The organism is Butyrivibrio sp. NC2002 (assembly GCF_000702265.1).
In the GTDB taxonomy this organism is placed as follows: domain Bacteria; phylum Bacillota; class Clostridia; order Lachnospirales; family Lachnospiraceae; genus Butyrivibrio.
This window is the reverse complement of sequence record NZ_JNKZ01000004.1, coordinates 652,801-673,049: the sequence shown is the minus strand read 5'-3', so window position 1 is coordinate 673,049 and position 20,249 is coordinate 652,801. Positions and strand designations below refer to the sequence as shown.

Sequence of the window (20,249 nt, the reverse complement as noted above, 5' to 3'; positions counted from 1 at the left end):
TTTTACTGTTCACTTTTATTTTTTCTTATTATCATTACACCGGCGCATGCACCAAGTCCCATGATCATAAGGATCATCACTGAATAGAGAACAACATTCTTAATCTGCCTCTTTATCTTTCCGCTGCTTGAGTCAGTACCATCGCCAAGATTCTGATCTGCATTTCCACCTGTTGTGGCTGTAGTCTCATCTTCTATAATTGTATTTGTCTCTGCCTTCTTAGTTCCAACATAGACATTTCTGTAGATGACTTCTGTTGTGTTACCTGCAACATCTTCTGCAAGAACATGGATGTTGTGCTTCTTATCATCTCCCTTTAATGTGAATGCTACTGTTCCTGCTGTCTCTAAAAGAGTATCTTCATCATAGTTGTCAACAAGCTCTTTGTCTGAATATATCTTAAGTTCCTTAACAACCATGTTGTCAGTAACATTTAAGTTGACCTTATGCTCTTTTCCCTCGTATACTACATCATCCTTGAGGTCAGGAGTTGTAATGTCGGGTTTTGTTGTATCAAGTGCAAAGTCAATTGCAGCGTCCCTTGAACGTGAGTCCTGTGTATTGGTAGCTCTGTCCGTGGAAGATACGCCAATAGCATAAATACCGTCTTTTCCAAATGCTGACTTATTGATGGTATATGTATATCTCTTCCAACTCTCTTCACTACCTTCTTTGCTTACGCTAAGACTCTTTCCTTCTTTGAGGTCTGAGTAGTTACCATCGCGGGCCATTGTAACGTTCTTCTCAACAAGATCGTCTACATTTATCTCGGAAATAGCTACTGTCTTTGCCTGTGTTGTGAAGTAGTCTGCGTTAAGTTTTTTTGCATCCTCATTTAATACATAAACTGATCCGAATCTGTTTACAGAGAACACAAGCCTATTTTCCTTTTCATTTCCGGCAAGATCTTTGACTTTTACATTTACTACATAAAGGTCATCATTTTCTTTTACATGTTCGAAATCAGCAAATGCTATTTTCTCGCCATCTTCCGAAGGTGTTATCGTGCTCTGTCTTGATACCTGTCCGTGATTTGCACCTGTTACGGTTATCTCGGTCTGATTGTTATCTACATTCTTTTCAAGGAAGCTGATAACTGGAGCAACTGTCTTGTTGTTAGCTGAGTAGTTCTCAACTCCTTCAAAAGCTATCTCAGGTTCTGTAGTATCAATTATAAATTTATCTGATGTATAAATTGTTGATGTGTTACCTGCAAGGTCTGTACATTCGATGGTATATCCATAAGTACCATCCTTATCAAATACCATCTCTGCACTATTTGCATCACCATCTGACGAAAATGTTCCAATTGTAGGTATTTCGGATGCATCACTAAGAGGCTGGGTTCCGACCTTTACAAGTTCGTTATCAAATGAAAGCTCTTTGATGTCAATTGATGCTTTTCTTACTGAGTTATAATAAATCTCATTTTGAGCGGCATTATTATCATAGCTTACATTTATTTCAGGTGCTGTTTTGTCGATCACAAACTCATCTGACTTATATGTATCTGATATGTTTCCTGCGCTATCTTCACATTTTACTTTGAAGCTGTATATTCCATCCTGGTTGAAGCTAAGCTCAAGTGTATGGATATTTCCCTTATCAGACCATTTGCCCTCTTTAACAGTGCCATATTCTGAATCAACATCAAGTTCTACTTTATCTTCTGAAAAGCTTGAGTCAATTACCTGGATTGTTGCTACTCTTGTATCGTTATAATACTTTCCGTTCTTTACCTCATCGTTGTCAAATTCAACAGTGAGTTCGGGTTTTGTAGAGTCTACGGTAAATCCTTTTGTAATTACTTTACTTACATTGCCAAGTACATCCTGTGCAAAGATTGTAATTGTATATCTTCCGTCTTCCTGAGTGCTGTAGGTAAGGAGGTGTTCTGAATCTCCCATTCTACCACTCCAGTCTGATCCGCTTAATGTCTCAGTTTTAGAATTGCCATTTACGTCCTGATATTCAACTACAAGCTTACAATCTTCAAATGCAGGATATTTCTCATCCATGCTTATATCGATCGTTACATTTCCGTTTTTGAAGGTCGAATCCTCGCCCTTAGGTTCAAAGCTTTTTCCGTTTGAAGTATATGTGTCTTTTATTTCAGGTGCGCTATTATCTACAATCATTATCTGACTGTCTTCATTGCTGGAATTGCTCGCTTTATCGGAAGCGCTGGCATTTATCTTATAAGCACCTTCGTCGCCAAGTTCATATTCATATATCTTAGTCTGTTCTGAACTGTTTGCAGACAAATGTATTTTCGGGTTTTTCTTTGAAAGAGTATTTTTAAATACTATACTGTTTTCATTAAGAAATTTATCTTCTATAGAAAATGATCCTTTTACTATTCCCTTAAACAGTCTTGATCCGTCGCCCAAATCGTATGAGCTCTGCGGATATCCGCTTTTGAAGTCAATTCTTGGTCTTTCGTTATCAAATACTATGCTTTTTCCATAATTAATGGTAATGGGGTCACTTATATTACCTGCAGCATCTTTAAGTGTAACATTTAAAAACTCAATTGATGTCTCAGATTCAGAAGCGGTATATGTATTATCAACCGGATAATCGCGATTCCTGGATTCTTCAGGTATTATAAGTGATTCCTTCTCACCTGTTGCACCATTTACTGCTACTGAAACTTCTTCAACTCCACTGGTTTCTACATTATTATTAATGTCAGCATTCCCTGGAATCATCAGGCTTGTTTGTAGAGCTTCTTTCATATATAGCGTATTAGATTCTTCATCATATAATCCGCTATCCTCATTATCTATTCTAAAATTTAAAGCATTCTCTGAAAGACTCGGAGCTGTATTATCGATTCTTGCTATTATGCCCTCTTTTTCATATCCGTAGCCAATAGCATATTTTACTACAGCAACAAGTTCGTTGCAGCCTTCTGTCTCTCCGTTAAATTCAATATCAATATCAAGACTGTTTTTTTCGGACAGGCTTACATCTGTATCATTTGTATATATTCCAACCTGTTTTCCGACATTTTTATCGCCCAAAATATCGTTATAAACTTCGTTTATTGTTATTTCTTTTATGTACCTTACTGTATCAGCCTTAAAATGGACATGAGGATTAACCTCACTATTGGCTTTTTTTGAATACCAACCGCCTGCATATCCATCAAGATCCATAAAACCTGCCTGAATGCTGTTGTTGTCGTCCTCTTCATTATAAATACAGATGATACTATCAATATTCTCCACTATCGGAGCGGTATCTTCATCCCAAAAAACAACCTCTATTTTTTCAAGATAGTGGTTGCCTAATCCTGAAATCTTATATGTATACTCACTTTCTGAGTTACTCACATCCACTCTGTTACTCTTGTTATCAACATAGTAGTTAATGCATTTGACAATACTTTTTTGATCTTGATCTATAAAATTTTTCAGAGAGATTGTAACAGGTACCTCTCCACCATTTTTATAACTTATTTTCTTTTTCTTATCTCCCTCACCGATAGTAGTCTCAGAATCAGCTGCTATTATGGGGTCGCTTACTTCCACACCTGTTGTATTTTCCTTTTTAGTGTTTTCAGAATCTCCTCCCTTATTTTCCTCTTCTGATGGCTGTGTCTCGTCACCGGGAACATCTATCTGTTGATTATCGTTTTCATCCGAAGATTTATTCTCGTTTTCATCATCATCCTGATTATCTAAATCATCTTTATTTTCATTGTCGTCATCACCAATTTCATTATCAGATTCTGAACCGGGTAATCCTTCATTCATTAACTCAATTTCGTTATTAGGAGTTATATTATCGGTTATTTCTGTATCTGTTATTTCTGTATCTGTTTTTTCTTCAGTAGCCTGGTCATTTTCCTGCTCAGGAATAACTTCTTCCTGTTTTTCTGTATCAACCTGGGTTTCCTCTACATCTACTTCAACTTCCTGCACTTCATTCTCTTTTACATTTTCTGCCTCATTTTCAGCATATACATGTCCTGAAAATAAACTGCAAAATAGTATCATTGAAATCAGTGATACAGATAGCGCTCTTATCCCCTTACTTTTCTTTCTCATGTCCTCTCCCTCTAATCATTATTTGATCTTCTTTAATATACTTTTTGACCAGGTGTAATATATACCTGTTTCTTTTTCCTGATAAATTACTATTATTTCAGTCTTAGATGTTCTAGGAGCATCATATAATTCTGTAATTTCACCATTTGTTTTGTTTACAGAATTTTCATTTTCATAATTGGTTGGAACTTTATTTAAAGTGATTTTCTTTCCATTATTTACTTTTTCATAATGATAGCTACTTTCTAAACTTTCCTTAATTCCATCAATTACGTCGTTACAATCACCATCCCCATTTAAATCAAGAGATGTTTTCTTTCTTTTTGCATAAGTTCCTGCATACTGTGATGTATTACTATATGAAACATCTTCAAACTCATTGCTCTTCTTAAGATATATTCCTTTTAGCCTATAATTTTTATTAAGCTTTATTTTTAATTTTCCTTTTGCTTTTGTAGTACACATGGCACCATCAGTTGTGCCATTATAGTAAATGTACTTCTTATTATCAGCATTTTTAGAATAGTCGTAGATGAGTGATTTTCCTGCAAATGTAGCCGAAACTACCGCATTTCCATTGTCGGATACTTTTATTTTTATATTTTTTTTGGCTACTACATTGCCATTTATGTCATTTATATTGAACTGAAGCTTTGCATTACCCTTCTTTTTACCATATATCCTAATAGTGTAATCTGCATAATCTAATAATGGTGCCTCACCGGTTATGTATATTCTTTCACCGGTTATTCTGTCTCTGTAGTATTTTTTTCCGCCTGCCTCAGTATATGTTTTAGGTGGTACTCCTCTTACTATCTTTTTCCCGCTTATCTTTGCTGAAACGACACCCTTTCCTTTTTTTACTTTGAGCTTACTTATAGATGTCTGCCCATAGGGAAGTGATATTTGTATTTCCTCATATCTTCCTTCCTCTACAGTTACTTTTTTTTGTATATCCTGATTTATTATTTCAAAATCTTCGTCTCCGGACTTACTACCATCAGCATATTCAGTGTAAGTTTTACCATTTGCTTTGTTTATATAAGTTGTATTTCCGCTATTATCCTTATCTATTGTAATATTGACATTTTCTTTATCAGCATTAGCTCTATAGAAGGCATTAGTATCAATATTTGATGTCATCAGCATAGCTGCAAAAAGCACCATGCTTATATTTATGTTAATGAACTTTTTCATAGCTACCTCCGGTTTTATTCATATAATTTACTGATTTTCTTTTTTACTTCGAAATTCTTCTTTTTATTGAAACAGTCTGTGATAAATATTCTCCTGTTCTCTTATCCTGCATAATAATAATGAATTGTGTTGTAGATATATTAGATGAATTCTGCTCTAAATAGCTATAATCCTTCAAACCTTCCTCGCGATCCAAAGTTATTGAGTTATTTGTTACTGAATCAGGTACATTACTTAATTTTACTTTTGATCCATTTTTAATTTTTTTATAGACCTTATCACTGCTTGCACTTTCATTGATTCCATCTATTTCATCATTAAAATCTCCATCCCCATTAATATCTACAGCATTCGTTCCATTCTGAGCATAATTTCCGGTTGTATATCCTAAGCTTTTATCATATTCCTTAGTAATATAGGGAGTATTAGTAACCATATAGATACTCTTAAGTCTTGCATACTTATTCATTTTCACTTTTAATTTGCCGCTTTTCTTTGTTGTATAGCCTGTGCCATTTTTGGAATTACCGGCATATATATATTTGCTATTGTCAGTCATATCGACTAATACATTCTTACCGCCAAATGTAACCTGTTTAACCGGTTTTGCATTATCAACTACCGATACTTTAAGAGTTCTTGTTTGGACCTTATTTCCATTTATGTCATTAAACTGAAATCTTATCTTGGCCTTCCCCTTCTTTTTTCCAATAATTCTTATCTTATATGATGCTTTAGTTACAACGACCTGCTTGCTGTCTGTATATATCTTTTCATCTGTTCTCTGATCCTTGTAGTAATATCTGCCGTCACTTTCCTGACTACAATTTATGATCATATTTCTAGTTATATTTTTACTTGAGATTTTAGCTGTCAGATTCTTCTTTCCGCTTATAACTTTTACATTACTGATAGTTTGATTATATGAAGGGTAAATACTAACTTCGTTAATATCACCCACTCTGATCATTTGTTTATCAGATTCTATTCTCGATAAGTTAACGAAATCTGTATCTCCTGCTGAGGTTCCATCTGCATATTTCACATAGCTTTTACCATTTGCACGATTTGTATATATGGTAGTTCCATCATTGCTTACATCTTTATTAACTGATACGCTTGATAAATTAGCAGAAGCTGTTATTGGCATGCTAAGTGTAAATACCAGTGTTGCGCAAGCAACTGTCTTTAGTAATTTTTTTATTTTTCCCATTCTTCATTCCTCCCTTTTTCAGCTTGATTATCATACTGTAAAATTATAATTCCCGGTGATTTTTGCGACGAAATGCATAGATTTGAGGACGAAATGCACACAAAAGGGATGAAATACCTTTTTGGTATTCCATCCCTATAAATTTATGTATATTTTCCCCTTCTGACCCCAAACTAAACTCTTTAAACACTTTTACATACTTCCTTCGATTATTCGTTCCCCCTCGAATTTTCAAACAAAGCATTTTAACTATAGCATAATTATTCATAGAAAAAAAGCGGATCAGTTGTTACCAATATGATAATTCTTTTCAGACGATTTATAACCTTGATGATAGCCTCTTTGTTTCGACTTTTGCCATAATGGTGAGAATTAAACATACTATTAAAAAGATTGTGCTAGTTACCAGCATTACAGTTGATGTGTACACTTGATAAGCGTTTCCATCTTTTTTTTCATTATATGCAATAGCTGTAATGGCTACAGCTACTAATGACAAGACAGTCCCAAGACCTCCTGCTACCAAAACATTTAATGCTATTTCTTCATCGTATTTTACAGTTTCTGCTTTCAAATACATGAAAAGCCATACAACAAATGCTATTACAGAAATCAAACCAAATATATATACCTGTGAAGAAAGCTCATTAGGGCTATATATGATTGCGTCTGAATTATCTTTATTAATCCATACTTCTGAAATATTTTCATCCGGTGTACTGTTTAAACTATACTTCTTCTTTGTATATTCCTTGCCTTCGTAATTCCAGTGTATTGTATATTGATAGGTATTTCTTACACCTTTTTTAGTAATAGTGGTATCAGATAATTGTATATCAGATATATAGCCGGGTACTGCAATAAAATCTTTTGAATATATAGCCGATCCCATTTGTAAAATTTGACATTCCAACATTACCAAAAAACATACAAATATTATTTGGCGTAGTGTATTACTTTTTTTGCAACCAATTATTTTTACAATATTCATTATTTCTTTCTACAACACCTTGCAGTTTATTAATATCATCAGGATTCATTCTTTTCTTTCAATATGATTTCTTTATGCTTTTATATATGTTTTCTTATAACTCTATTTGCCCATATAAATATCACATACACTATCAATAGAAAAAATGAAAAAATTGTCATTGCCTCTTTTGTGATTATTTCAAAATTGCCATAGGAATTTGCAACTATAAAGCTATAAATTACTCCTACTAAACCTATTATTAGCACCAGTTTTGTCAACGTGTACATACTTTCCCACTTCTCTTTACTCACAGGAATTATTTTTTTAGCTTTTCTAAATAGTTGCAACCATAACAAAAAACATATAATAGCTATCAAAATCAGAGATACCGCTGATTTCAAAGAAGAGTCTGATTCGGAAACGGACATGTCAGTATTATCTTCATTAATCCATACTTCAGATAAGTTTTGATCAGGTTCGGTTATTTGATTTCTTAATGTTCTATGATATTCCTTACCATCATATATCCAATGCACGATGTAATCATATTCGGTTCTAATTCCCTGCTTTCTGAGAACCTCCCTGGATGTAATATCACTAATATATGCCGGAACCGGTTCGTAATCATTTGTTCTAATTCCGGTATAGAACATAATTATTGAAACAAATCCAAAAAATATTGCTATTGTAATTAGGTATATTCTGTATATGTTTTTTTCCTTTTCAGCGATTATTGTTAATAATGTATCCATTAGTATTTTGTTTTCCTCTGCTGCCTTTTTACTTCTGTAGTATATGCTACAATCAGCATTGTTGCTATTAGAAAAAAGCCAAAAATGAAACTTCCAAACAATATATCTGAACTGCCTGAATTTTTTACAGATTTTAATATAAAAAAGCTATATATTGTTCCTATTAGTGATAGAACTGATAACAAACAGCCTCCGAGAAATAATCTTTCCCATCTCTTTAAATCCACATATTCCCTGTCTTTAGATTTTTTTAGTAAAACTACCCAGACAACAAATAACACAACTGAGACCACTAAATACAGACATCCTTCTTTTTTTAAATTAAATGAATTATTTATAACCATATCTGTATTATCACTATTTATCCATACTTCAGACAATTGTTCATTCGGCTTATCACCTATATCTGACATTTGTTTTGTGTATTCTTGTCCTTCGTATATCCAGTGAACTTTGTACTCATACTCTGTTCTTGGTCCCTGTTTTCTCCATACTTCATGAGCTGTAATATCTGATATATAAGCAGGAACTGATTGGTAATCTCTTGTAACATATGATGTACTCAACGATAGAAAACCCACAAAACAAAAAAACATGGTAAACACTGCAATAAATTTACTTAAAGGGTTCCATTTTTTTCTTGCAATTAGTTGAACAAGTTTTCTCATTTTTACTCCTATTCAAGTACATATTCCTTGTACATATCTTTATCTATGCCTGGTATAGGGTTATTTTAATTTTATTAGTCATTTAAATTAATACATGCCTCTATTAATGAAATTAGATTATCATCTGTCCATTGCTCTGCTTTTGTATATCTATGGTCTCCTTTTGAGATACCTGCATACTGATAATACTTATCATTTTCATCTACCAAAGCAAAGTACCATTCAAAATCACATGTATATAAGAAATCAAGCCATTTTCTAATAATTGGAATATACTCGGTGATATCTTCTTTTTTCTCCGTTTTTTGATAAAATCTTATACATGCCTGCCCATCTTTCATGATATCTTCTGCGGATAAGCCATCTTCCATGATTCCTACCATATACGGATAACTTATGGTAACATCACCGGCTACCCCGTATTCCTGCATCTTCGGCTGCAAATATTCAGATACTACAGGATTATATTTATTTATAGAATAGGTGTCTGAAAAATTATTAGGTTCCACAACTCTGATCCCACATACATCATCTGGATCATCTATTGGATAAGCCCTTGCGCGAAGCTGCAGGGGTTCTGTATCTCTTCCGTTCTTATGATTATATTTGCAATAGCTTTCATCTATTTTGAATTCTTTTCCGTATTTGTTTTTTAGCGCATCAAGAGCAAAGCTGCGCATTTCACTTTCTGTATGAACATCTATATCTTTATATTCATCGCTGTATTTTGCTTCATCCTTCACTATCTTTACTGCCCCTTTCACGTCTTTTTTCAAATTATTCATACCTACTCCGCTACAGGCTGATAGTGTCATTATTCCTATCATTATTGTTGCAATTATTAGCTTTTTTCTCATAAAACCACCTTTTTTCTGCACCCCTCCTTTTTACCACACCATAATATATTACAACATCTTTTTTATTTTTTTCATTTCAGCGATAAAATGCTTGATTTTGAGGATGAAATGCATTTTTTCTTTTCACTCAAGATATGTTACAATTCATTCATCAATCAGTTGTTCACTTTTATAAATGCCTTATTTTCTGAGGAGAAACCAATATGGAAAAATTATTACAAAACTTTGATGCCAAAAAGGAAATCGAAAATATCACTTTATGGATAGGAAACTGGTTTGAGGAAAATGGTCCTACTGCAAGTGCTGTTATAGGTCTATCAGGTGGTAAAGATTCTACTATTGTTGCTGCTCTTCTTGTAAAGGCACTTGGAAAAGACAGAGTTGTCGGCGTTCTAATGCCTGATGGTGAGCAGAAGGATATAGAAGATTCAAAAAATGTTGCTGCTCTTCTTGGCATTAAATCCTATATTGTCAATATTCACTCTGTTATGGATTCATTTAAATCTTCTATGTCGGAATCGGGTGTTGTTCTCGGAAAAGATGCGCTTATAAATACACCTCCAAGAGTCAGAATGTCTGTATTATATGCAATTGCTCAGTCTCTTCCAAATGGTGGCCGTGTCGCAAATACCTGCAATGCATCTGAGGATTATGTTGGATATTCTACAAAGTACGGCGATGCTGCAGGTGATTTTAGTCCATGCTCTGATTTCCTTGTATGTCAGATGAGAAAAATCGGCGATGCTCTCGGACTTCCTTCAAATCTGATACATAAGACTCCTTCTGATGGACTTAGCGGAATGAGTGATGAAGATAAACTCGGATTTACCTACGATACGCTTGATAGATATATTCTCACCGGAATTTGTGAAGATGATCAGGTCAGAGAAAAAATTGACCGCCTTCATGCCATAAATCTTCACAAGCTTAAAACTATTCCCATGTACAAAAAAAGTAGTTGATCGTATCAACTACTTTTTTCATTAAGAAGAACTGTCTCTTCAAAATCTTTATTGTTTATTATTGTCGTTTCTCCAGTCATTTCTCCGGTAATATCAGGTTTTTTAGTATTTCCTGTATTACCCCAGCTTATGGAAGCCTTCTTTTTATGGCTTTTTATAGCTGCAAATTTAACCTGATTTCCTCTGGTTTCTCTTTTCATTTTTTTGATTGCCATCTTAGCACCAAGTCCGGTAAGTACACTTATGTCATGAAAAATATGAAAGCCAAACCATATTACTACTGATACTGCAAGAAAAAACAGAGATAGGATCATAAATACTAATGAAAGTATATCCAATAGTTCTGCCTGCATGACTTATTTCTCCTCGTATATTATGTATTGGCACGATTGCTCCGCAATCCTGCCCTATCGGTCGGAACCATTCCAAATCATGACTTCGTCATGATGGTTCCTCCCTTACTTTGTTATGTGCATTTTTGGCTGATGCTTTTGCTTTGTCCAATAGGCTCTTTGTGTTCTCCATCATCGTTGTGAGTCTTTCTGAACTGCTCATTGTCTCGGCATTAAAATCAGAATCAAGATGTGATTCTATCATTTCGAACTCATCTCTTATGGAGTCGTAAGACACACCACCTTTTATAAATTCCATTGCGTGAAGGTTAACCTGTCCCGCCAGTTCTTCGTACATCATTAAAGCGGTCGTCTCATTGTCGATACTTACTATATTTCCGCTCGTAAGATCACATAAATCATTCCAGTACTGCTTATAACTTATTATTTCATCTCCGCTTTTTGATTCTCTTCCGATAGACAGATAATAATCTGAAATTCTACCTAGTCTGACAGCTCTTTCATTTCTTACTTCATCTAGCATTCCGGATTCTACTGCTTTGTTAAACCAATAAGATGAAAGCGTTTTATTACCATCATTTTCATAACTGTAAAAATAGGTAAGTCCCCTATAATATGCAAACTCAGCAAATTCCTCAGGGTTTGACTCTAAGGCTTCACCCCTTGTTCTTCCATCTGAAGTAGTTGTAAGCAGAATATCTGTCAGTTGTTTATCTTCCTCTTGGGAGTAATTATCATCTGTTAAGTATACTTCGTTTATTATTTTCAGATAGGCTTCTGCTTTTGATGGATCTACATCTATTGCTTTTATATACATCAACATTTTATCTGTATATTGCACTTCAATTTTGGCCTGATCTACATAGTCGTCATATATTACAATCTTTTGATTGCTTGCTGCTTTTCCTGTTAAGAGTGAAAAAGCTGCAAACATCAATGATAAAGAAGCAGTAACTGCAAAAGTTCCTATTCTTCTTTTTGCTTTTTTTCTGTACTTTTGATCGAGCTGCGTATAGTTTTTGAGATCATACAGAACTTCTTCACAGGATGAATATCTGTTTTCCGGATTAGGTTCAGTACACTTTAAGATTATTCTTTCAAGACCTTGTGAAAAATCGGGGTTCCACTGTCTTATAGGTTTGATCTCATAAGGTGGTTCACTTGGATTATGTCCGGTTAAAAGGTGATACATAGTTGTACCAAGACAGTAGATATCTGTTCTTTCATCTGTCTGTCCAAGTCCGCCGAACTGCTCGGGAGCAGCATATCCTCTGGTTCCGAGGCAGATTGTATCATCTTTCCCCTGCTCCTTATATTCTCTTGCTGTACCAAAATCAATAAGGCAGATTGATCCATCCGGACGAAGCATGATATTCCCCGGCTTTAGATCTCTATATATGATTTTTGGAGTTCTTGTATGAAGATACATTAAAACATCACAGAGCTGTTTTGCCCATTCAATTACATATTCCTCAGAAAAAGAGCCATACTCATCCAATGCCTTTTTCAAGTTATTTCCTTCTATGTAATCCATGACAATAACAATAGAGTCTTCTTTGTCGATGACATCTGCGATTGTTGGTATATAAGGATGGGATAAATTTCTAAGTAGAGATACTTCTGTGATCAGGCTTTGCTTGATAACGCGATAATCCGATACGCCTTCTTTACGAATTTCTTTTATGGCCCAGCTTTTACCGGCTCTTTCGTTCATAGCCAAATAGACAGTGCTCATTCCGCCCTGTCCGATAACATTTAGAATCTTATATTTTTTATCAAATACGGAACCTATTTCGAGCATACCAAAATTCTTTCCCCTATAAAAATTCCCCTCATAAGAATTTGGTAGTTATTAGTTCTCCGGATAATTTACAAATCCCTGCATCCAGATTGTTCCCTTAAATCTTCTTCCCGGCTGTGGTTCTCCGAGAAGGTCTTTTTTATTTATGCATACATTAAAAATAAGTTCGTTACAATTGATCGTCATAATTTCGAGAGTCTGACCTGTTAGAGAATTGGTCGTTTCATGACAATCTTCAATTTCTCCCATAACAGCGTATTGATCGCACTCTACACCGTATGGCATGAAATAATTATCTACAAGTGTGTATACATCTGTGGTCTTTATCTGTTTTGAAAGAGCACTGTATGTATCCATTTCTTCGATTGAAAGAGATTCCATAGCTGTCTCATCACCTTTTCTGGCTTTGTTCATAAGCTTTTCTCTTTCTCTTGTTCTTTTTCTCTGAAAACTCTTATCTCTGTCAGTCTTTGCAATAGGCATCATTACTGTTCCCTTTAATGATAAAGCAGACAAAGTAAGAGAAGCTGTCTTTAACAGATCATTATTTTCATTCTGGTTTTTGATATAGGGAACCATATTTTGTAGATAAAAAATTATGGTAACCCCTACTCTAAGATCATCGCAAATACCCGCATAGGATTCATTGGCTGCGTGTCTTTGGATTTTTATATCCTCTTTTGTACTTATTCCCTCGCCCTTTATATACGGGTAGTAATAATCATAGAGGAATTTGTCTTCTTCATTAAATTCTCCGCAAACACAGATTCCGATTTCGTCAGCGAAATCCTTGCAGAATTCACCTAAAAGCTTTTCTCCATCCTTAGTTACATAGGATCTTGTATCCGCTTCCTGAACTGTCTTAGTTATAAGTTTTTGTATTTCATCTCTTGTCTTAAAGTTTTCAAAACCTATTGCTCTTAGATAGCTATGCATGGATTTCACCTCCTTTCATCGGTTTTCATTTCGTACCTGATTACTTTACAGGAACAAGTTTTTCTTTTCCACCCATATAAGGTCTGAGTGCTACCGGAACATTTACTGATCCATCTTCGTTTAAGTTATTCTCAAGGAATGCAATAAGCATACGAGGCGGAGCAACTACTGTATTGTTAAGTGTATGTGCAAGATAATTTCCGTCTTTTCCCTTTATACGAATCTTAAGTCTTCTAGCCTGAGCATCACCAAGGTTAGAGCAGCTACCTACTTCGAAGTACTTCTTCTGTCTGGGTGACCATGCTTCAACGTCGCATGACTTGCACTTAAGATCAGCAAGGTCTCCTGAACAGCATTCAAGAGTACGTACAGGAATATCAAGTGAACGGAACAAATCTACTGTGTTCTGCCAAAGCTTGTCGTACCACATCTTTGAATCTTCAGGTTTACATACTACTATCATTTCCTGCTTTTCAAACTGGTGAATTCTGTAAACACCACGCTCTTCTATTCCGTGAGCACCTTTTTCTTTTCTGAAGCAGGGTGAATAACTTGTAAGTGTCTTGGGAAGATCCTCTTCGTTTATGATCTGCTCCTTGAACTTACCGATCATTGAATGCTCACTTGTTCCGATGAGGTATAAATCTTCTCCCTCGATCTTGTACATCATAGCATCCATTTCAGGAAAACTCATAACACCTTCAACTACATTTCCGTGAATCATGAAAGGAGGAATACAGTATGTAAATCCTCTGTCGATCATGAAATCTCTTGCGTATGAAATAACTGCTGAGTGAAGTCTTGCGATATCACCCATAAGATAGTAGAAACCGTTTCCGGCTACTCTTCTTGCAGCATCAAGATCGATACCGTTGAATCTTTCCATAATATCTGTGTGATATGGAATCTCAAAATCAGGAACGAAAGGATCGCCGAACTTCTCTATTTCTACATTCTCTGAATCATCTTTTCCGATCGGAACACTCTCATCGATTATCTGAGGAATGTTCATCATGATTGAAGTAACTTTATCATCAAGGCTCTTCTGATTTTCTTCTAACTCTTCAAGTCTCTTTGCATTTGCTGCTACTTCTGCCTTCTTCGCCTCAGCCTCTTCTTTTTTGCCCTGGCCCATAAGCATACCGATTTCTTTTGAAATCTTATTTCTGCTCTGACGAAGTTCATCGGCTTCCTGCTGATTTTTTCTTCTCTGCTCATCAAGCTCGATTACTTCATCAACGAGTGTAAGCTTCTCATCCTGGAATTTTTTTCTGATGTTTTCCTTTACTACTTCAGGATTCTCTCTTAAAAATCTAATGTCTATCATTTTTTTATCCCCTTTTATTATTTAAGATAATTCATTGCCTCATTTAATGCCATCTGTTCTTCTTCACCAAGTTCGAGTTTACATTTACCACCTCTTATTTCTTTTGAATAAGAGTAGCATCCATCTGTTGAATGAACTGAGTTAAGAAGTATTCCATTATCATCCTCATCAAGAAGTGCTATTGAGTAACTAAGCTGTCCTCCCATCTGGTTGAAGGCATCATACTTGATGATTCCAACTTTTTGAAAACAAAATGAAAGTCTGTTGTATAAATCATTGATGTCTTTTTGATTTTTTTCTGTCGCTTTTTTGATAATTTGGTTATCATCAAATAATGCAACTATTTCATCCTCCAGAGAAGAAGCTTCTTTTCCTCTCATGAATTTAGCTATTTTTGCTGATATCTTCTTAATCTTACTGTTTTGAACAAGTATTAAAACAAACTGTATTATTATGATGATTAAAAGAGCTATCAATATATAGACAATATCTATGTTTAATCCCAAGCTGTCGAAAATATTACTGTTCATATATTACTCCTTACATAATCTTTGTGTTATTTTTTCCAGGTCATCTGTACTGTAGAATTCGATTTCTAATTTACCTACTCCATCTCCCTTTGTGGATATGGATACTTTGGTTCCAGTTGCCTGGGTGCATCTATCTTCCAGTTCTCTATATGCTGCTTCTACACTTTCATTTGTATGAGATTCTGTCTTTTTTCTTGCTTTTGATTCTTTACCAAGATTCTTAACGAGTTTTTCTGTGTCACGTACATTCATCTTCTCATCAAAAACTTTTTCAGCAATCCTAAGTTGTTCTTCAGGATCCTCTATAGAAATCAAAGCTCTTGCATGACCTGTTGATAACTTTCCATCTATTACCATCTGTCTTACAGCTTCACACAATTTCAAAAGTCTGAGAGAGTTTGTAATAGCAACTCGGCTCTTTGATACTTTTTCTGCAACTACGTCCTGAGTATAATGGAAATCATCAATAAGCTTTTTGAAGGCGAGTGCTTCTTCGATTGGATTTATATCCTCTCTCTGAATATTATCAATAAGTGCATACTCTGCTATTTCTTCTTCAGTTAAGTTCTTTATAATAACCGGAACTTCTTTGAGTTCAGCTTTCTTTGCTGCCCTCCATCTTCTCTCACCACCGATTATTTCATAGTGATCTCCTCTGTCCTGAACAATAAGAGGATTTATAATTCCATGTTGTTTAATTGAATCAGATAATTCTATAAGCTTATCTTCATCAAATGTTTTTCTTGGCTGTTCTCTATTAGGTTCTACCTTAGTAATATTTACTATTACGACCTGACCTTCTTCAACCTTCTCTTCGGTCTTCTTTGAGGAAGTCTTCGGTGCGGGAGCTATTAAAGCATCAAGTCCTTTTCCCAATCCTCTTTTAACATTTTTAGCCGCCATACATTACCTCTTTTCCACAATATATTCCATAATATGTTTCACGTGATACATATCTTGTATATTAAAATTTTCTTCCGATTACTTCATCTGCCAAAAGTCTATATGCTTCAGCACCTGCAGATTTTGAATCATACATATTGATTGGAATACCATAACTGGGTGCTTCCGCTAATCTGATGTTTCTCGGAATAATTGTTTTATATACATTTTCATTGATATGATCTTTTACGTTTTCAACTACCTGCATAGACAGATTAGTTCTGGAGTCATACATAGTAAATATAACTCCTTCCATCTCAAGACCATTATTCAATCTTTCTTTTACAAGGTTTACTGTATGTACTAACTGGCTTAATCCTTCCAATGCATAATACTCGCACTGAATCGGAACTAGAACTGTATTGGCTGTTGTCATAGCATTGATAGTCAACATACTAAGTGAAGGCGGACAATCTATTATAATAAAATCATAATCAGATCTTATCTTATCTACTGCTTTCTTTAATATGAATTCCTTTTCTTCCATATCAATAAGTTCAATCTCAACAGCAGCAAGATTGACATTGGAAGGTATAATATCAACACCATCTACAACATCTTTATAAAGAGCATCTTCTATCTCACATTCTCCAATAAGTAATTCATATATTGTATTTTCCAGTTGGTTTTTGTTAAGACCAAAACCACTTGTTGTATTACCCTGAGGATCTGTATCAATAACCAAAACTTTCTTTCCTTTTTCAGCCAGAGTTGCTGACAGATTAATAGATGTTGTAGTCTTACCGACTCCACCTTTTTGATTGGCAATCGCAATTGCTCTTCCCATAACCTTTTCTCTCCCTCTTTTTATTTGTACAGTTACTCATTATATCACAATTATTAATCGAAAGTATTCTGAGTTTTGCACTCAATTTTATAAAATATCACCTATTATTAATGTTTCACGCCATTTTTTTACAATATCTTGGGTTAAAATGTTTCACGTGAAACAATTTGTTGTGGAATTAAATTTTCAAATTATAATGTTTCACGTGAAACATTTTTATAAAGGATTTTTTTGAGCAGTACCGGCTTTTCTTGGATACCTAGATGATGTGTTTTGAACCTTATCGACTATACAAATAGAGCGATGATATTCTGAGTTCACAAGTACAAATTCATTCACGGAATTTAGCTTTCCTCCGAGAAGAAAAATTGCATTATTTGCATCTACAATTTCATCATTAACTTTATCACCTTTATAAGATATGAATACTCCATCCTTTTTTACGTAAGGAAGACAATATTCACATAAAGTAGAAAATCTGGCAACTGCTCTCGAAACAGCAACATCATATTGTTCTCTTAGATAACCTTTTTTTGCATCAGCATAATCTTCCGCCCTGCCATGTACGGTTTCAATAAAACCTTCTTCATTAAGATCAAGTGTATCTATTACTTCATTCAGAAAATTAATTCTTTTATTTAATGAATCGAGTAAGGTTATATGTAAGTTAGAAAATACTATTTTTAAAACTATTCCTGGAAAACCGGCTCCGGTTCCTATATCAATAACTTTTAAATTATCTTTTTTAAAATCATAAAACTGACTGGAAGAAATACTGTCGACAAAATGAAGTTTACATACTTCATCAAAATCAGTTATCGCAGTTAAATTTATTTTATTATTCCAATCTACAAGAAGTTCATAATATTTATCTAACTGCTCTAACTGTTTCTCAGTTAATGATAAATTATACTCTCCAAAATCTTTGATCAAATTATCAAAAGAATGTATCACGTAAAACCTCCGATACTTTAATTGTTTCTATTATAGTTTTCAAGGTAAACTAAAAGTACAGAAATGTCAGCAGGATTAACTCCACTAATTCTGGAAGCCTGACCTACATTTACAGGTTTGAATTTTTTAAGATAATGCCTAGCCTCGAGTCGTAGACTTAGAACATCATCATAATTTATATCAGCAGGAATCTTTTTCTTTTCCATCTTGCGGAATTTATCAACCTGTCTCTGCTGTCTTTCTATATAACCTTCATACTTAATATTTATTTCAACCTGATCAATAACATCTGCAGGTAGATCAGGTCTGTCAGGATCTATTTCACTCAAACTATAATAATCAAGTTCAGGTCTGCATATAAGTTCAGATAAACTAACAGCCGTTTTTAGTCTGGGTGAATTATGTTCATCCATGAATTTTTGTATTGGTGCAGCAGCACCAACTTTTACACTTTTAAGTCTTTCGATTTCTTTTTCTATCTGATCTTCTTTTATCAAAAGAGCATCATATTTTTCTTTTGATATAAGTCCGCACTCATACCCTTTTTTTCTAAGACGGATGTCTGCATTGTCCTGTCTTAAGAGTAATCTGTACTCAGCTCTTGAAGTCATCATTCTATACGGTTCGAGATTATCTTTTGTTACGAGATCATCCACAAGTACACCAATATATCCTTCTGATCTGTCTATAGAAAGATAGGGCTTATTTAAAATTTGCATGCAAGCATTAATCGAAGCATATAATCCTTGAGCAGCTGCTTCCTCATAACCACTTGAACCATTAAATTGACCGGCACTAAAAAGACCGCGAATCTTCTTAATTTCCAAAGTAGGATAAAGCTGACCGGAAACAAGGCAATCATATTCTATTGCATAAGCATTCTTAACAATGATACAGTTTTCAAGTCCGGGAACAGATCTATACATTTGAAGCTGAACATCTTCGGGCATTGAAGAAGACATACCATCAACATACATTTCATTTGTATGAGTTCCCTCAGGCTCAATAAACACCTGATGTCTGATCTTGTCAGGAAACTTAATTACCTTATCTTCTATTGAGGGACAATACCTGGGTCCTATCCCCTCTATAACACCTGAATACATAGGTGATCTATCTATGTTATTTCGTATAATTTCATGTGTTTTTTCATTTGTATAAGTAAGGTAACAATTATGCTGCTCTTTCTGAACATCAGCCGGATTAGTATCAAATGAAAAAGGAATTACAGGTGAATCACCATATTGTACTTCCATTTTTGAATAGTCAATTGAATTACCATCCATTCTTGCAGGAGTTCCTGTCTTGAATCTTCTAAGTTCAATACCCGCTTTAATAAGTGAATCTGATAACATATTAGAAGGCTGAAGTCCATTTGGACCGGTATATGTAATAGCCTCACCGCAAAGACATCTTGATTTAAGATATGTTCCGGTACAAAGAATAACAGATTTACAGTTGTATATAAGACCTGTTACAGTTTTGACACCGGTAATCTTTTTTTCATATCCTTCATTGCAAAGAAAAACATCTTTATCTTTATCAAGTTCTTCCCAAATTAATTCGCAGATTTCAGATTGTTTTATATAAAGGTTTTCCTGGTTTTCCAAAACCTTCTTCATCTCTTTTGAATAAGCTAGCTTATCTGCCTGAGCACGAAGTGAATGTATAGCGGGGCCTTTTGACTTATTGAGCATCTTGGATTGAAGGAATGTTTTATCAATATTTTTTCCCATCTCTCCACCAAGGGCATCTATTTCTCTGACAAGATGACCTTTTGAAGATCCTCCAATATGCGGATTACATGGCATAAAAGCGATATTATCAGAGCTCAAAGTGAAAATTATTGTCTTAAGTCCAAGCCTTGCTGCAGCAAGACCGGCTTCACATCCGGCATGTCCGCCACCTATTACAACTACGTCAACATTATCTGCTATCATAA

The 20,249-nt window shown here is 34.6% G+C and carries 17 protein-coding genes; 1 reads left to right on the top strand and 16 read right to left on the bottom strand.

Features of this window, described 5'->3' with window-relative positions; all coding sequences use genetic code 11:
* Positions 1-2 precede the first annotated feature (2 nt).
* The 7 genes from T543_RS03085 to T543_RS03055 all read right to left on the bottom strand — a co-directional run bounded on the left by T543_RS03085 (position 3) and on the right by T543_RS03055 (position 9,715).
* Complete coding sequence (locus T543_RS03085; RefSeq protein ID WP_035765608.1) at positions 3-4,055, bottom strand: Ig-like domain-containing protein; 4,053 nt, start codon at positions 4,053-4,055, stop codon at positions 3-5.
* An 18-nt stretch (positions 4,056-4,073) separates the two neighbouring features.
* Positions 4,074-5,252 (bottom strand): hypothetical protein, encoded by a 1,179-nt coding sequence (locus T543_RS03080; protein ID WP_035765605.1) that lies wholly within the window; start codon positions 5,250-5,252, stop codon positions 4,074-4,076.
* A 43-nt stretch (positions 5,253-5,295) separates the two neighbouring features.
* The gene (locus tag T543_RS03075; protein WP_035765603.1) at positions 5,296-6,465 is read right to left on the bottom strand and encodes a hypothetical protein; all 1,170 of its coding nucleotides are present in this window, start codon (positions 6,463-6,465) and stop codon (positions 5,296-5,298) included.
* 319 nt (positions 6,466-6,784) lie between these two features.
* Positions 6,785-7,456, bottom strand: a complete 672-nt coding sequence (locus tag T543_RS03070) for a hypothetical protein (RefSeq protein ID WP_035765601.1) — start codon at positions 7,454-7,456, stop codon at positions 6,785-6,787.
* An 80-nt stretch (positions 7,457-7,536) separates the two neighbouring features.
* The gene (locus T543_RS03065) at positions 7,537-8,190 is read right to left on the bottom strand and encodes a hypothetical protein (RefSeq protein WP_035765598.1); all 654 of its coding nucleotides are present in this window, start codon (positions 8,188-8,190) and stop codon (positions 7,537-7,539) included.
* Positions 8,190-8,858: a hypothetical protein gene (locus tag T543_RS03060; protein WP_035765594.1), complete on the bottom strand. Its 669-nt coding sequence runs from the start codon at positions 8,856-8,858 to the stop codon at positions 8,190-8,192. The genes T543_RS03065 and T543_RS03060 overlap by 1 nt, the downstream gene beginning before the upstream one ends.
* Positions 8,859-8,932: 74 nt before the next feature.
* Complete coding sequence (locus tag T543_RS03055) at positions 8,933-9,715, bottom strand: hypothetical protein (protein ID WP_035765591.1); 783 nt, start codon at positions 9,713-9,715, stop codon at positions 8,933-8,935.
* Positions 9,716-9,918: 203 nt separating this feature from the next.
* On the opposite strand from T543_RS03055, the gene nadE reads away from it, so the two are divergent.
* Positions 9,919-10,677 (top strand): NAD(+) synthase, encoded by a 759-nt coding sequence (nadE, locus tag T543_RS03050; RefSeq protein WP_035765588.1) that lies wholly within the window; start codon positions 9,919-9,921, stop codon positions 10,675-10,677.
* A 5-nt stretch (positions 10,678-10,682) separates the two neighbouring features.
* On the opposite strand, the gene T543_RS03045 is transcribed toward nadE, so the two are convergent.
* From T543_RS03045 to mnmG, 9 genes are all read right to left on the bottom strand, one after another.
* Positions 10,683-11,030, bottom strand: coding sequence for a hypothetical protein (locus T543_RS03045; RefSeq protein WP_035765585.1), 348 nt, complete (start codon positions 11,028-11,030; stop codon positions 10,683-10,685).
* 88 nt (positions 11,031-11,118) lie between these two features.
* Positions 11,119-12,831 (bottom strand): serine/threonine-protein kinase, encoded by a 1,713-nt coding sequence (locus T543_RS03040; RefSeq protein ID WP_035765584.1) that lies wholly within the window; start codon positions 12,829-12,831, stop codon positions 11,119-11,121.
* Between the two features lie 51 nt (positions 12,832-12,882).
* Positions 12,883-13,767 carry a DUF3881 family protein gene (locus tag T543_RS03035; protein WP_035765581.1) on the bottom strand — a complete coding sequence of 295 codons (885 nt, stop codon included), beginning with the start codon at positions 13,765-13,767 and terminating at the stop codon, positions 12,883-12,885.
* A 40-nt stretch (positions 13,768-13,807) separates the two neighbouring features.
* A complete protein-coding gene (gene serS, locus T543_RS03030; protein ID WP_035765578.1) occupies positions 13,808-15,094 on the bottom strand; it encodes a serine--tRNA ligase in 1,287 nt (428 codons plus the stop codon).
* 17 nt (positions 15,095-15,111) lie between these two features.
* Positions 15,112-15,624 carry a DUF4446 family protein gene (locus T543_RS03025; protein WP_035765575.1) on the bottom strand — a complete coding sequence of 171 codons (513 nt, stop codon included), beginning with the start codon at positions 15,622-15,624 and terminating at the stop codon, positions 15,112-15,114.
* A 3-nt stretch (positions 15,625-15,627) separates the two neighbouring features.
* Complete coding sequence (locus T543_RS03020) at positions 15,628-16,527, bottom strand: ParB/RepB/Spo0J family partition protein (protein ID WP_035765572.1); 900 nt, start codon at positions 16,525-16,527, stop codon at positions 15,628-15,630.
* A gap of 61 nt (positions 16,528-16,588) precedes the next feature.
* Complete coding sequence (locus tag T543_RS03015; RefSeq protein WP_035765560.1) at positions 16,589-17,353, bottom strand: ParA family protein; 765 nt, start codon at positions 17,351-17,353, stop codon at positions 16,589-16,591.
* Positions 17,354-17,569: 216 nt separating this feature from the next.
* Positions 17,570-18,307, bottom strand: coding sequence for a 16S rRNA (guanine(527)-N(7))-methyltransferase RsmG (gene rsmG / locus T543_RS03010; RefSeq protein WP_051638486.1), 738 nt, complete (start codon positions 18,305-18,307; stop codon positions 17,570-17,572).
* A gap of 17 nt (positions 18,308-18,324) precedes the next feature.
* Positions 18,325-20,247, bottom strand: coding sequence for a tRNA uridine-5-carboxymethylaminomethyl(34) synthesis enzyme MnmG (mnmG, locus tag T543_RS03005; RefSeq protein ID WP_035765559.1), 1,923 nt, complete (start codon positions 20,245-20,247; stop codon positions 18,325-18,327).
* Positions 20,248-20,249 lie beyond the last annotated feature (2 nt).

Bases quoted from the DNA above. Each gene is read 5' to 3' on its own strand.
- T543_RS03085 (WP_035765608.1), bottom strand. From the start codon at position 4,055: ATGAGAAAGAAAAGTAAGGGGATAAGAGCGCTATCTGTATCACTGATT.
- T543_RS03080 (WP_035765605.1), bottom strand. From the start codon at position 5,252: ATGAAAAAGTTCATTAACATAAATATAAGCATGGTGCTTTTTGCAGCT.
- T543_RS03075 (WP_035765603.1), bottom strand. From the start codon at position 6,465: ATGGGAAAAATAAAAAAATTACTAAAGACAGTTGCTTGCGCAACACTG.
- T543_RS03070 (WP_035765601.1), bottom strand. From the start codon at position 7,456: ATGAATATTGTAAAAATAATTGGTTGCAAAAAAAGTAATACACTACGC.
- T543_RS03065 (WP_035765598.1), bottom strand. From the start codon at position 8,190: ATGGATACATTATTAACAATAATCGCTGAAAAGGAAAAAAACATATAC.
- T543_RS03060 (WP_035765594.1), bottom strand. From the start codon at position 8,858: ATGAGAAAACTTGTTCAACTAATTGCAAGAAAAAAATGGAACCCTTTA.
- T543_RS03055 (WP_035765591.1), bottom strand. From the start codon at position 9,715: ATGAGAAAAAAGCTAATAATTGCAACAATAATGATAGGAATAATGACA.
- nadE (WP_035765588.1), top strand. From the start codon at position 9,919: ATGGAAAAATTATTACAAAACTTTGATGCCAAAAAGGAAATCGAAAAT.
- T543_RS03045 (WP_035765585.1), bottom strand. From the start codon at position 11,030: ATGCAGGCAGAACTATTGGATATACTTTCATTAGTATTTATGATCCTA.
- T543_RS03040 (WP_035765584.1), bottom strand. From the start codon at position 12,831: ATGCTCGAAATAGGTTCCGTATTTGATAAAAAATATAAGATTCTAAAT.
- T543_RS03035 (WP_035765581.1), bottom strand. From the start codon at position 13,767: ATGCATAGCTATCTAAGAGCAATAGGTTTTGAAAACTTTAAGACAAGA.
- serS (WP_035765578.1), bottom strand. From the start codon at position 15,094: ATGATAGACATTAGATTTTTAAGAGAGAATCCTGAAGTAGTAAAGGAA.
- T543_RS03025 (WP_035765575.1), bottom strand. From the start codon at position 15,624: ATGAACAGTAATATTTTCGACAGCTTGGGATTAAACATAGATATTGTC.
- T543_RS03020 (WP_035765572.1), bottom strand. From the start codon at position 16,527: ATGGCGGCTAAAAATGTTAAAAGAGGATTGGGAAAAGGACTTGATGCT.
- T543_RS03015 (WP_035765560.1), bottom strand. From the start codon at position 17,353: ATGGGAAGAGCAATTGCGATTGCCAATCAAAAAGGTGGAGTCGGTAAG.
- mnmG (WP_035765559.1), bottom strand. From the start codon at position 20,247: ATGATAGCAGATAATGTTGACGTAGTTGTAATAGGTGGCGGACATGCC.